The organism is Janthinobacterium sp. 75 (assembly GCF_004365495.1).
In the GTDB taxonomy this organism is placed as follows: domain Bacteria; phylum Pseudomonadota; class Gammaproteobacteria; order Burkholderiales; family Burkholderiaceae_D; genus Janthinobacterium.
This window is the reverse complement of sequence record NZ_SORD01000001.1, coordinates 1002363-1014344: the sequence shown is the minus strand read 5'-3', so window position 1 is coordinate 1014344 and position 11982 is coordinate 1002363. Positions and strand designations below refer to the sequence as shown.

The following is an 11982-nucleotide window of genomic DNA, read 5'->3' as shown; positions in this document are numbered from 1 at the left end:
GGCATGCAGAGAGCAGCCTATTCCTGCCCCTTCAACTGCAGCGCCCGCTCATACAGGGCGTTTTTCTTGCGCCCCGTGATCTGCGCCGTCAAATTCGCCGCCTGCTTGACGCTGCATTCGGCCAGAAGAATGTTCAGGATGCGCTCCGCTTCCACGTCTTCCGCGTCCTGCGCTTCCGTGGCGCCTTCCAGCAGGACGACAAATTCTCCCTTTTCGCGGTGGGCGTCGGCGCGGATCCAGCTTTCCGCCTCGGACAGGGGACAGCGGTGGATTTCCTCGAACATTTTCGTCAGCTCGCGCGCAAACACCACCTGGCGCGTGGGCTCGAACGCTTCCACCAGGGCCGTGGCGCAATCGAGGATGCGGTGCGGCGCTTCATAGAAGACCATCGTCGCCGTCACGCCGCGCAGGCTGTGCAGCATGTTCTCGCGCTGCTTGGCCTTGGCTGGCAGGAAGCCGACGAAGTAAAACTGGTCATTCAACAGACCGCTGGCGGAAATGGCGGTGATCGCCGCCGACGGGCCGGGCAGGGGCAGCACGCGCAAGCCGGCCGCGCGCACGGCGTCGACAATGCGCGCGCCGGGGTCGGAAACGGCGGGTGTACCCGCGTCGGAAACGAGGGCGATGCGCTCGCCGGCCTGCAGGCGTGCAATCAGGGTTTGCGCCACTTCGCGCTCATTATGTTGATGCGCAGCAATTAATGGCTTGTTCAGGCCAAAGCGCGTCAGCAGGTGCGCCGTGTTGCGCGTATCTTCACAGGCGACGGCGTCTGCAAGGCTCAGCAAGTGCAGCGCGCGCAGGCTGATATCGGTCACATTGCCGATCGGCGTGGCCACTATATACAATGTTGCGATAGGATAGACCTGGTGCGCCGCCTCTGTCATGATGGGCAGGCTGGCGATGGAACTGATTTCTTGTACGGTCATTTTGGAGGTTAAATGCTTGCTAATAGTGTGAAGTTACTGCTTGTTTGTGCCGCGACCGGCATGCTGAGCGCTTGCAGCACGCCTTGCGACGCGCCCGGGCAATTGTGCGCGCCTATTGAATCTAACACAAGGGCGCTGCCGCCACCGAAGCCGCTGCCACCACCCGTGCCACCCAAGCCGCCCGCGCCCGAACCGGTGACGTTTGCCGTGGCCGTGCCCGATATTACCGCGTACGACGGCAATGGCGCGCCGCTGGCGCCCATTACCACCAAGCCGGCGACCGGCACGCCGCAGGACATGCCGGCCGCCACGGCGCCGGCGCCCGCCGACGGCCAGGTCCACCACATCGGCCTGCTGCTGCCGCTGCGCTCGGCTTCCCTGGGCCCAGCTGCCGAATTGCTGCGCGCCGGCTTCATGGCCGCGTATGAACGCGACCGCAGCGGCTTTGAAGTGACGGTGATCGACACGGGCGATGGCAGCAGCGACGTCCTGAACAAGTTTGCGCAAGCACAAGAGGAACAGGACATCGTCGTGGGCCCCCTGTCGCGCTCGGCCGTCACGGCCGTGGCGAATAGCGACCTGGTGCGCAAGCCGACGATCGCCCTGAACCACCCCGACAACCGCGGCGAGGCGCGCCTGCCTGCCAAGCTGCTGGTGATGGGCCTGTCGATCGAAGCGGAAGCGCGCCAGGTCGCCGCCTGGGCCGCCAGCGAACAGCCGGGCGCCAGCGCGCTGATCCTGTCCGCCGGTTCGCCCTCGCAGCGCCGCATCAGCGCCGCCTTCAAGCAGGAATGGCTGCGCCAGGGCGGCAAGATCGAGGCGATGGACTTGACGGCCACGAATGGCTACCTGAGCGATGCGGAACTGGTGCAGCTGCGCGCGCGCCTGGCAGCGACGCCCCCAGGCCTGCTGTTTGCCGCACTCGACGCCGACCAGGCACGCCAGCTGCGCGTGGCCATCGGCAGCGATCTACCCCTGTATGGCACCTCGTCCTTGAATCCCGGCGTCGGACGCGGCGCCAGCGGCCCTGAACTCGACGGTGCGCGCCTGCTGGACTTGCCTTGGCAAGTGCAGCGCGACCATCCCCAAGTAATGGTGTATCCACAGCCCGAGCAGCCTGCCGAACGCCGCCTGACGGCCGACATGGAACGCCTGTACGCGCTGGGCATCGATGCCTTCCGCGTGGCGCGCGAAGTGGCGCTGCGGCCGAACACGCCATTTACCCTCGATGGCGTGACGGGCCGCCTGGCCGTGCGCTTTGAGAACGATCAAAGCGTGTTCGAACGCACGGAACAGGCCGCCAGCTATCAGCAGGGCGTGCTGGGCACCTGGCCGCCGGCCGCGCCTGTCGCCGTGCCGCCAGCCCAATAAGGATGCACCATGCCACCCCTGCCGTTCCAGAACAAACAGGCACGGGGACGGCAAGGGGAAGACGATGCGCTCGCGTATCTGCTGCTGCAAGGCTTGGTGCTGCTGGAACGCAACTATCTGTGCAAGGGTGGCGAGCTGGACCTGATCATGCGCGATGGCCCATCAGTCGTCTTCGTGGAAGTGCGGCTACGCAGCAGTGCAGCCTTCGGCGGCGCCCTGGCCAGCATCACGCCAGCCAAGCAGCGGCGCATGGTGTACGCGGCACAAACCTGGCTACAAGGACAAAAGACACTGCCGCCTTGCCGCTTCGACGCGCTGGCCATCGATGGCGGGCGCATCAACTGGCTGAAAAACATCCTCGATATGTAAGCATTTTTAACAGTGCTTGTCCGCCATGCCGCGCGCCTGCACTATAATCGGCAGACTATGAATAATCAACGCATCCTCTCGCACTTCCACGAAAGTGCCGAACTCAAGATCCAGGCCGCCACCGTACTGGCGCAACCCATTGCGCAGGCGATCGACCTGATGTTTTATGCATTGTCAAACGGCAACAAAATCCTGGCCTGCGGCAACGGCGGTTCCGCCGCCGACTGCCAGCATTTCGCGGCCGAGCTGGTCGGGCGTTTCGAGCGCGAGCGCTTTCCGCTGCCCGCCCTGGCGCTGACGACGGATACGTCGATCCTGACGGCCGTGGCCAACGACTACAGCTACCGCGAGATTTTCTCGAAGCAGGTGCAGGCCTTCGGCCAGGCCGGCGACATCCTGCTGGCCATCTCCACGTCGGGCAATTCGGCCAACGTAATGGCCGCCGTGGAAGCAGCGCTCGAGCGCGAAATGCGCGTCGTGGCGCTGACGGGCAAGGACGGCGGCGCCATCGGCAAGATGCTGACGGATGCCGACGTGCATATCTGCGTACCGGCCGAGCGCACGGCGCGCATCCAGGAAGTCCATCTGACCACCATACATTGCATCTGCGACGGCATCGACGTCGCGCTATTCGGAGGAGACGTGAATGACTAAATTCGGTACTGGCCCAGGCTGGAAACGCGTACAACGCCCGCTGGCCACCGCACTCCTGTGCGGCGCCATGCTCACCTCGCTCACCGGCTGCATCGAACTGATGGTCGGCGGCGCCGTGATGGGCGGCGTTGCCGCGGCAGACCGCCGCACCCTGGGCGCCCAAACCGAAGACAAGTCGATCGCCGTCAAAGGCGAGTCGCGCATCCCTTCCATCGTCGGCGATGCCGGCCATGTGAATGTCACCAGCTTCAACCGCCGCGTCCTGCTGACGGGCGAAGTGCGCGATGACGCGATGAAAAATGCCGTCGAACGCGAAGTGCGCAATATCGAGGGCGTGGAATCGGTGGCCAATGAACTGATCATCGCCGGCCCGGCCAGCTACACCTCGCGCTCGAACGACGCGCTGATCACCACCAAGGTCAAGGCCAGCCTGGTCGACATGAAAACCATCTCGGCAGCCTCGTTCAAGGTCGTCACCGAGAACGGCACCGTCTTCCTGATGGGCCGCGTTACCCAGCGCGAAGGCACTGTCGCGGCCGACGTGGCGCGCGGCGTGGGCGGCGTGCAGAAAGTGGTCAAGCTGTTCGACTACATTTCGGAAGCGGAGCTGAAGCAATTGCAGCCGGACCCGCCACAGCAGCGCACGACGGGCAGCGTCGGCGACAGGCCCCAGCAGTAAGCCTGTACGTCGTTTGACCTACGGCTTTGATGCAGCGATACGGCTATAATTGCCGCATAGCCGCGCTTTTTCAAGTGAACTTATTTCAACTTCGCCATGTCAACTTCGCCCTCCGCCAGCAAATCCTGGATCAAGCCAGCCCTGATCGCCGTCTTCGTGGCAGGCGTGGCGACAGCCGGCTATCTGTCGCTGAATGACAAGCAGAGCGCACCGGACGTGACCTTCCACGGCATCCATGGCGAAAAGATCACCTCGGCCAGCCTGCGCGGCAAGGTGGTGATGGTCAATTTCTGGGCCACCTCGTGCACCACTTGCGTGGCGGAGATGCCGGACATGGTCGACACCTACAACAAATACAAGGGGCAAGGCCTGGAATTCGTGGCCGTGGCCATGAAGTACGATCCGGCCAACTACGTGCTGAACTTCGCCGAAACGCGCCAGCTGCCATTCAAGGTGGCGCTCGACGTGACGGGCGAGGCGGCCAAGGCCTATGGCGACGTGGCCCTCACGCCCACCACCTTCGTGCTCGACAAGCAGGGCAAGATCCTCAAGCGCTATGTGGGCAAGCCGGAATTCGCCGAACTGCACAAGCTGCTGGAAACCGCCATCGCCGGCTAAGACCGCGCACAAACACGGTATAAAACCTTGTTGCCAACTGTTATCAACCTGTTATAACCTTCTCTTGCGTGATCCCATTCACCTTGTGAAGGCCAGCCGTGTCCCTAGCCGCTCAATCGCTTGACCCGCAACAACTCAAAACCTGGCTGCTTGCCGCCGGGAACAAGGACGCCACGGCGTTCCGCCAGCTATATAACTCCACCTCATCGAAACTGTTTGGCTTCGCGCTGCGTATATTGCATAAGCAAGAGCTCGCTGAAGAAGCCTTGCAAGAGGGTTTCGTCGCCATCTGGAACAACGCGGCCGCTTACCAGAGCCATCTGGCGGCGCCGATGACCTGGATGGCCACCATCGTGCGCAACAAGGCGTTCGATGTGCTGCGGCGCAGCGACGATACCGTGGAAATCGATGCCGAACAGTTTGATAGCGAAGTCATGAATGCACTCCGAGACCCCCAGGCCACGCCCATCGAATCACTGCAACTGAGCGGTGATGCGAAGGCGCTGGCGTTTTGCATGTCGGCCCTGGAAGGGGTGCACCGGCAGGTGGTCGCCCTGGCGTTCTATCATGACCTGTCGCACAGCGAAGTGGCGCAGCAGATGTCGCTGCCAATCGGCACCGTGAAGACCTGGATACGGCGCAGCCTGGAACGGCTGCGCACGTGCCTGGCAAAACGGGAGACATCATGAATATCCGCAGCAATGACGTGCTGCGCCAGAAACTGGCGTCCGAATACGTGCTGGGCACCCTGAAAGGGGGCGCGCGGCGGCGTTTCGAAGGCTGGCTGCACAACGACGCCGATTTGCGCAATATCACGGCCGAATGGCGGCAGCGTTTGGAACCGATGGCGGAATTTGCCACGCCCGTGGCGCCGCCCAAGCGCGTGTGGCAACAGATCGAGCAGCGCTTGCACCTGGCGCCGCAGGGCGGCTGGTCCTTGTTCCGCGATTCGCTGTCGTTCTGGCGTTCGCTGGGCATGGCCTCGAGCGCCATCGCCGCACTGCTGGTCATCGTCGTGGCCACGCGCCTGCTGGACGCGCCGCAAATCAGCTATGTGGCCAGCCTGACGGACGAGAAAGCGCAAACGGCCCTGCTGCTGACAGCCGACAGCCGCCATGGCGCACTCGAGGTGCGCATGGTGGGCAACGCGCCCGTGCCTGCTGACCGCGACCTGGAACTGTGGGCCGTGCCGAAGAGCGGCAACCCCCGTTCACTGGGCTTGCTGGCCGACAAGGGCAACGTGAAACTGGCCCTGTCGCAGCGCGCCATCGGCAACGACGTGGCCTTGCTGGCCGTCACCCTGGAACCGAAAGGCGGCTCGCCAAATCCGAACGGACCGACGGGACCGGTTTTGTATAAGGGTAACTGGGTGAAAATTTAGTAACGCCTGACCAAGCCTACTGCAGTTGATTTGGCTTGCTTACCTTACTTTGGATACAGAATCATTTGCGTGCAGCGAAACAGGGCGATGGTCTTGCCCGTTTCCTTGCTTTTCACCACGGCATCCCACACTTGCGTGTTGCGGCCCTTGTGCTCGACTTTCGCCGTGCAGGTGAGCGTGCCTTCGCGGGCCGTACCCAGGTGGTTCGATTTCAACTCGATGGTGGTGAAGTTGCTGGCGCCCTCAGGTAGGTTGACGATGCAGCCGTAGCCGGACGCCGTATCGGCCAGGGTCACCACGCTGCCCGCGTGCAGATAGCCGTTCGGCGCCAGCAAATGGGGCAGCACGGGCAGTTCCGCCGTCAGTTGGCCGTCGCCCACTGCCGTGATGACGATGCCCAGGTGGCCGGGCAGGCGGCCTGTGCCGCGTTCGTTCAACATTGCTACGGTGATGTCGGGATTGCTCATGCTGGTCCTTGTGCGGGTGAATCCGGGCAGCGGATCTGCCGGAAAATACTATGATGATAGCAACTTTCCCCGTATCGGTTTGACGGCCACTTATTTCCGGCTACGCCGCCGTTTCCACCACACCAAAGTCCCCGTCAGCAGGAACAGCAAGGGCATCAGGCCGAACACCGTCATGAAACTGCGCCCGGCCACGCCAAACGCCTGGCCCGAATGCAGGGGGAATTGCCAGCCCAGGAAAACGTCTCCGGCCGGCGCCCGCAAGGGATCGCGTATGCGCAGGGGCAAGCCGCTGCGCGCATCCAGAGTCAGGCGCGTGGCACCGTCGCCGTGGGCGATTTCACCTGGCTGGCGCACGCGGATCTCGTAAGGCTGGTCCTTCTTGGCCGGCAGCACGATGCGCGACACGCGCGCCTGCGGATAGAGCAGCTGCGCGGCGGCCATGGCCTGGCCCGCATCGAGCAGGGCGCCATCCTGGGCCACATTTTTCAGTTTGGCCGTGTCCGGCACCGTCGATACCAGGCCCACCAGGGGCACGACCAGCTGCGGCAAATTGAAATAAATGCCGGAAAAGGCGATCACGGCCAGCACGGGCGCGGCAAAGAAGCCGGCCGCCTTGTGAAACGTATAGTTGAAGCGGGGCCAGGAGCCGCCATGCGACACCGTCAAGGCGCGCCGCATGGCCGTCCACTGCAATTTTGGCCACCACAGATAGATGCCGCTCAAGGCCATCAGCAGCAGGGCCACGCCGGAAATCCCCGTGACCGTCTTGCCCGCGTCGCCCGTCAGCAGATAGCGGTGTAAATGAAACATGCCCGACATCAGCAGCGGGCGCGTGAGGCCAAAGCGGCCCCAGTCGCGCTCGCCTTTGACTTGCAAGGTGTAGGGGTCGACCATCACCTGGCGCACGATGGCCTGGCTGAAGGGGGACGGCTTGCCGGCCTGGCGGTACGAGGCCACATACACGTCGCGCCCATCGGCGGGCGGATTGAGCTGGCTCGGCGTACCGTAGGCGGGGTCGGCCGCGAGTCCGTCCACCACCGCTTGCAGCGTGCGCGGCGTGACCTCGAACACCTGGCCAGGCGCGGGCGCGCTCGCCTGCAGCAAATCCGGATTCAGATACGCATCGAGCTCCGGCATCCAGGCGATGGCAGACCCCGTCAAGCCCAGCAGGACGAACAGGGCGCCGAACCACAGGCCCACATACAGGTGCAGCTTGGCTAACAACCACTTTATCGGGCGTTGCGACATGGAAACTCTGGGAAATTTTGGGCTGCGGAACGATAGCATGAAAGGCATGGAGTGAAAATCATTATCAGATGGCATTCTGTCGTGCCCACCCAGCGCAAATGACGCAACAAGCGCTGACGGGGGGCGATTTTCTTGCTACTATGCGCCCATGTCTTCCCGCCAGCCCACCCGCAAGCTTGCCCATCACGGTGCCGCCGCCCTCGCGCGCACGCCGTGGCAGCTGTGCGTGGCCCTGTTCAGTGCGCTTGCTCTCGTGTTCCTGCTGTCGACGGCCGCTTCGCACCTGCACAAGACGACTCTCGACGCGGAAGAGTGCGCGCTATGCGCCACGGTCATTGACAAGGTGGCCGATATCGCCGTGCCGCCGGCCATCGCCGAGCCGCCCGCCCAGTTACTGCCCTACCGCCTGCTGGCCATCGCGCCCGCCATCCTGGCGCCCGCCGCCGCCCTCATCCTGCCGCCCGTGCGCGGCCCGCCTGCCGCCTCACTGTAGTTCCCACGCTGTTTTTCCTTTTTCAGGCTGCCCCTTGTCGCGCTTTCATGCGCGCCGGGCCGCCTGGCGTTGACTATTTTTGAGGTTTACCATGCAACACACACCACGCCTGAGCGCGCTGTCGCTCGCCCTTGCCAGTCTGTTCAGCCTATCCGCTCATGCCGCAGATGCCGTCCCTGCCGCAGATGCCAGCCCGGTTGATGCCCCTCAGCCAGAAATGCAAAAGGTCGAAGTCACCTCCGCCCACTTGCGAAGCGCGCGCATCGAGCTGTCGCCGAAAGTCGGCACCACCATCTACAGCATCGACAGCCACATGGTCGACATGCTGGGCCAGGGCGACAATACGCCATTCAATGAAGTACTGCTGCGCCTGCCGGGCGTATCGCAGGATTCGAAGGGCTCCGGCGCCCTGCACGTACGCGACGACCATGCCAACGTGCAATACCGCATCAATGGCGTGCAATTGCCCGAAAGCATCAGCGGCTTCGGCCAGTCCATCGACACGCGTTTGATCGACAAGACGGATTTCATGACGGGCGCCTTGCCTGCCCAGTTCGGCCTGCGCACGGCGGGCATCGTCGATATTGAAACGAAGGAGGGCGGACTGACACCGGGCGGGCGCATCGGCATCATGGTCGGCAGCCACGACCATGTGGAGCCGAGTGCCGAATTTTTCGGCAGCGTGGGCAAGTTCAATTACTACCTGTCCGGCAGCTACCTGGGCAATTCCCTGGGTGTGGAAAACCCGCAAGACACGCGCAGCGCACTGCACGACAAGACGCGCCAGAACAAATCGTTTGGCAGTCTGTCGTATTTCTTCGATGACAACACCCGCCTGGGCGCCATGTTCGGCACGTACAACGGCCGCTTCCAGATTCCCAACAACCCCAACCAGGCGCCGGGCTTTTCCCTGAATGGCCACAGCGATGCGCAGGCGGGCACATCCAGTATCCCTTCATCGCAGTTGAATGAGAACCAGCGCGAAGTGAACCGCTTCCTCGTGCTGTCGCTGCAAAAGAGCCTGGGCGACGTCAATTATCAGGTGTCGGCCTTCCACCAGTATTCGGAACTGCACTTCACGCCAGATGCCATCGGCGACCTGATCTACAACGGCGTGGCCTCGGACTCGCGCCGTGCGAACAGCGCTTCCGGTGCCCAGTTCGATATCAGCTACAAATTGCACCAGGACCACACCGTGCGCGCGGGCCTGGCCTATACGCGCCAGAAGACGACGAGCGACAACACGGTGGCCGTCTTCCCCGCCATTGACGGGACGCAAACGTCCACCATGCCGATCAGCATTGCCGACAACAGCGGCAAGACGGGCACCCTGGCCAGCTTTTACCTGCAGGATGAATGGCATATCAGCAAGCCCCTGACCCTGAACTATGGCGCCCGCTACGACAAGGTTTCGGCCTACACGAGCGAGCAGCAATGGAGTCCGCGCGTCAACCTGGCCTACCAGATCGCGCCGGGCACGGCCCTGCATGCGGGCTATTCGCGCTACTTCACGCCGCCGCCGCAGGAACTGGCCGCGCAAGGCAGCATCGACCTGTATGCGAATACGACGAATGCGCCGGAGATCGGCCAGTCGGACAACGTCAAGGCCGAGCGCACGCACTACTACGACGTGGGTATCAGCCACCAGGTGAGTCCGAAACTGACCGTGACGGCCGATGTGTACTATAAAAAGATCAACAACCTGCTGGACGAAGGCCAGTTCGGCCAGGCATTGATACTGACGCCGTTCAACTATGCGGATGGCTACGCCAAGGGCCTGGAGTTATCCGCCATCTACAGCGAGAAAAACTGGGGCTTGTTCCTCAATGCCAGCACGCAAAAGGCGCAGGGACGCAACATCAATTCGGGCCAGGCCCTGTTTGGCGCCGATGAGTTGAACACCATCAGCAAGCACTATGTCTACCTCGATCATGACCAGAAATACACGCTGTCCGGTGGCGGCCATTATCACTTTGGCGATTCACAAGTGAGCGCTGACTTCCTGTATGGCAGCGGCCTGCGCATGACCCCGGAAGGCGGCACGCCGAATTCCGGCCATCTGCCCGCTTACTTTACCGTCAACACGGCGCTCACGCACACGTGGAAAAACACGCCGGTCGGCAAAGTGGAAGGGCGGCTGGCCCTGATCAACCTGTTCGATAAATCGTACCTGCTGCGCGACGGTTCCGGCGTGGGCGTGGGGGCGCCGCAGTATGGTGCCCGCCGCAGCATCTACGCCGGCCTGTCGACCAGCTTCTAAGAGTTACGCGCGAAGACAGCGGCAGGGTGCAACGCCTGCCGCTGTCGGTTGCCGTCATACACAGCTACCGTCCCAGGCGAAGGGTGGGGCGCCACCAGCACCAGGCGCTGCATGGCCACGCCTGGCGTGTGATAGGGGTCTTGCCCCAGGATGACGACTTTGACTTGCTTGAACGGCGTCAGGTCGAAAGCCCGAAAGATGGCCTAGCCCGGCGAAAAACACGGTCCCGCCACCTATTCCGCCTTGAGGAAGGCGGCCAGGCGTTCCCGGCAGGGCCGGGCGAACTCCCCCTCCAGCCGCGCCTTCCACGATGCGTCGATGCGTGTGTCCATGCGTCACCTCATGGCCAATTTATTAACCATGCTTTTTCAGCATGCCAGCACGGGACGCTCGGCAGCATGGCGTGCATACGCTGCGGGCAGGCAAAAAAAAGCCGCCAGCGTTAGCAGGCGGCCTTGATTTGGCGTAAAGGGCTTAGAAATTCAGCGCCGATTCCACGCCGGCGCTGTGCGCCTGTTCATCCGCGTGGTACGAGCTGCGCACCATGGCGCCCACGGCAGCGTGGGTGAAGCCCATTTTATAGGCTTCCTCTTCGAACATCTTGAACACGTCCGGGTGCACGTAGCGGCGCACGGGCAAGTGGCTGTTCGATGGCGCCAGGTACTGGCCGATGGTCAGCATGTCGATGTCGTGCTCGCGCATGTCGCGCATGACTTGCAGGATTTCCTCGTCCGTCTCGCCCAGGCCCACCATGATGCCGGATTTGGTTTTCACGTCCGGGTACATGGCCTTGAAATCCTTCAGCAGTTTCAAGGAATGCATGTAGTCGGAGCCGGGACGCGCTTCCTTGTACAGGCGCGGCGCCGTTTCCAGGTTGTGGTTCATCACGTCAGGCAAGCCATCCTTGAACAGGTCCAACGCTTTTTCCAGGCGGCCGCGGAAGTCGGGCACCAGCACTTCGATGCGGGTGTTCGGCGACAGGGCGCGCGTTTGCTGGATGCACTCGACGAAATGGCCGGCGCCGCCATCGCGCAAGTCATCGCGGTCGACGGAAGTGATGACGACGTAGTTCAACCGCAGCTTGGCGATGGTCTTCGACAGGTTGGCCGGCTCTTCCTTGTCCAGCGGGTCCGGGCGGCCATGGCCGACGTCGCAGAACGGGCAGCGGCGCGTGCACTTGTCGCCCATGATCATGAAGGTGGCGGTGCCCTTGCCAAAACACTCGCCGATATTCGGGCAGCTGGCTTCCTCGCACACCGTCACGAGCTTGTTTTCGCGCAGGATGTCCTTGATTTCATAGAAACGGGTCGATGCCGAAGCGGCCTTGACGCGGATCCAGTCCGGCTTTTTCAGGCGCTCGATCTGCTCGATAGGGACGATCTTGATCGGAATGCGCGAAGTCTTGCTGGCGCCTTTTTGCTTTTCACTCGGGTTGTACGCTGGAGCGGCGGGGGCGGTGCTGGAAATGGTCTCAGAAGTCATGGCTGCAAGCCCTTGACGGGCGTGTTGGTTTGTT

At 62.8% G+C, this 11982-nt stretch carries 13 protein-coding genes and 1 pseudogene; 9 read left to right on the top strand and 5 right to left on the bottom strand.

Translation table 11 applies throughout. From position 1 onward, the window contains the following. Positions 1–17: 17 nt before the first annotated feature. Positions 18–926 carry a 16S rRNA (cytidine(1402)-2'-O)-methyltransferase gene (gene rsmI / locus C8C89_RS04765; protein ID WP_101483278.1) on the bottom strand — a complete coding sequence of 303 codons (909 nt, stop codon included), beginning with the start codon at positions 924–926 and terminating at the stop codon, positions 18–20. Between the two features lie 165 nt (positions 927–1091). Here rsmI and C8C89_RS04760 point away from each other — a divergent pair, with 165 nt between their 5' ends. The 7 genes from C8C89_RS04760 (at position 1092) to C8C89_RS04730 (ending at position 5998) form a co-directional block, all read left to right on the top strand. Beyond that, positions 1092–2297, top strand: coding sequence for a penicillin-binding protein activator (locus tag C8C89_RS04760; protein ID WP_133989022.1), 1206 nt, complete (start codon positions 1092–1094; stop codon positions 2295–2297). Between the two features lie 9 nt (positions 2298–2306). After that, positions 2307–2666, top strand: a complete 360-nt coding sequence (locus C8C89_RS04755) for a YraN family protein (RefSeq protein WP_133989021.1) — start codon at positions 2307–2309, stop codon at positions 2664–2666. A gap of 57 nt (positions 2667–2723) precedes the next feature. After that, positions 2724–3320, top strand: a complete 597-nt coding sequence (locus C8C89_RS04750; protein WP_034752465.1) for a phosphoheptose isomerase — start codon at positions 2724–2726, stop codon at positions 3318–3320. Then, complete coding sequence (locus C8C89_RS04745; RefSeq protein WP_133989020.1) at positions 3313–3999, top strand: BON domain-containing protein; 687 nt, start codon at positions 3313–3315, stop codon at positions 3997–3999. The genes C8C89_RS04750 and C8C89_RS04745 overlap by 8 nt, the downstream gene beginning before the upstream one ends. 96 nt (positions 4000–4095) lie before the next feature. After that, entirely contained in the window at positions 4096–4617 is a 522-nt protein-coding gene (locus tag C8C89_RS04740; RefSeq protein ID WP_133989019.1) for a TlpA disulfide reductase family protein, read from the top strand. Positions 4618–4715: 98 nt separating this feature from the next. Further along, complete coding sequence (locus tag C8C89_RS04735; RefSeq protein ID WP_101483283.1) at positions 4716–5306, top strand: sigma-70 family RNA polymerase sigma factor; 591 nt, start codon at positions 4716–4718, stop codon at positions 5304–5306. Next, positions 5303–5998: an anti-sigma factor gene (locus C8C89_RS04730; protein ID WP_101483284.1), complete on the top strand. Its 696-nt coding sequence runs from the start codon at positions 5303–5305 to the stop codon at positions 5996–5998. The genes C8C89_RS04735 and C8C89_RS04730 overlap by 4 nt, the downstream gene beginning before the upstream one ends. 44 nt (positions 5999–6042) lie before the next feature. On the opposite strand, the gene C8C89_RS04725 is transcribed toward C8C89_RS04730, so the two are convergent. Together C8C89_RS04725 and C8C89_RS04720 are read right to left on the bottom strand one after the other, a co-directional pair. Further along, positions 6043–6465: a PaaI family thioesterase gene (locus tag C8C89_RS04725; protein ID WP_076564607.1), complete on the bottom strand. Its 423-nt coding sequence runs from the start codon at positions 6463–6465 to the stop codon at positions 6043–6045. 90 nt (positions 6466–6555) lie between these two features. Further along, on the bottom strand, positions 6556–7689 hold the full coding sequence (locus C8C89_RS04720; protein WP_347876577.1) for a PepSY-associated TM helix domain-containing protein: 1134 nt from the start codon (positions 7687–7689) through the stop codon (positions 6556–6558). 172 nt (positions 7690–7861) lie between these two features. On the opposite strand from C8C89_RS04720, the gene C8C89_RS04715 reads away from it, so the two are divergent. Together C8C89_RS04715 and C8C89_RS04710 are read left to right on the top strand one after the other, a co-directional pair. Further along, positions 7862–8206: a hypothetical protein gene (locus tag C8C89_RS04715; RefSeq protein ID WP_133989017.1), complete on the top strand. Its 345-nt coding sequence runs from the start codon at positions 7862–7864 to the stop codon at positions 8204–8206. 91 nt (positions 8207–8297) lie between these two features. Then, positions 8298–10466 (top strand): TonB-dependent receptor, encoded by a 2169-nt coding sequence (locus C8C89_RS04710; RefSeq protein ID WP_133989016.1) that lies wholly within the window; start codon positions 8298–8300, stop codon positions 10464–10466. Between the two features lie 113 nt (positions 10467–10579). Here the strand turns inward: C8C89_RS04710 and C8C89_RS27235 are convergent. Together C8C89_RS27235 and lipA are read right to left on the bottom strand one after the other, a co-directional pair. Next, positions 10580–10666, bottom strand: a pseudogene (locus tag C8C89_RS27235) (uracil-DNA glycosylase); the annotation flags it as partial. A gap of 274 nt (positions 10667–10940) precedes the next feature. Next, positions 10941–11948, bottom strand: coding sequence for a lipoyl synthase (gene lipA, locus C8C89_RS04700; protein ID WP_101483288.1), 1008 nt, complete (start codon positions 11946–11948; stop codon positions 10941–10943). Positions 11949–11982 lie beyond the last annotated feature (34 nt).

Excerpts from the sequence above, each read along its gene's own strand:
- C8C89_RS04750 (WP_034752465.1), top strand. The coding sequence starts at position 2,724 with ATGAATAATCAACGCATCCTCTCGCACTTCCACGAAAGTGCCGAACTC.
- C8C89_RS04745 (WP_133989020.1), top strand. The coding sequence starts at position 3,313 with ATGACTAAATTCGGTACTGGCCCAGGCTGGAAACGCGTACAACGCCCG.
- C8C89_RS04755 (WP_133989021.1), top strand. The coding sequence starts at position 2,307 with ATGCCACCCCTGCCGTTCCAGAACAAACAGGCACGGGGACGGCAAGGG.
- C8C89_RS04715 (WP_133989017.1), top strand. The coding sequence starts at position 7,862 with ATGTCTTCCCGCCAGCCCACCCGCAAGCTTGCCCATCACGGTGCCGCC.
- C8C89_RS04710 (WP_133989016.1), top strand. The coding sequence starts at position 8,298 with ATGCAACACACACCACGCCTGAGCGCGCTGTCGCTCGCCCTTGCCAGT.
- C8C89_RS04730 (WP_101483284.1), top strand. The coding sequence starts at position 5,303 with ATGAATATCCGCAGCAATGACGTGCTGCGCCAGAAACTGGCGTCCGAA.
- C8C89_RS04725 (WP_076564607.1), bottom strand. The coding sequence starts at position 6,465 with ATGAGCAATCCCGACATCACCGTAGCAATGTTGAACGAACGCGGCACA.
- rsmI (WP_101483278.1), bottom strand. The coding sequence starts at position 926 with ATGACCGTACAAGAAATCAGTTCCATCGCCAGCCTGCCCATCATGACA.
- lipA (WP_101483288.1), bottom strand. The coding sequence starts at position 11,948 with ATGACTTCTGAGACCATTTCCAGCACCGCCCCCGCCGCTCCAGCGTAC.
- C8C89_RS04740 (WP_133989019.1), top strand. The coding sequence starts at position 4,096 with ATGTCAACTTCGCCCTCCGCCAGCAAATCCTGGATCAAGCCAGCCCTG.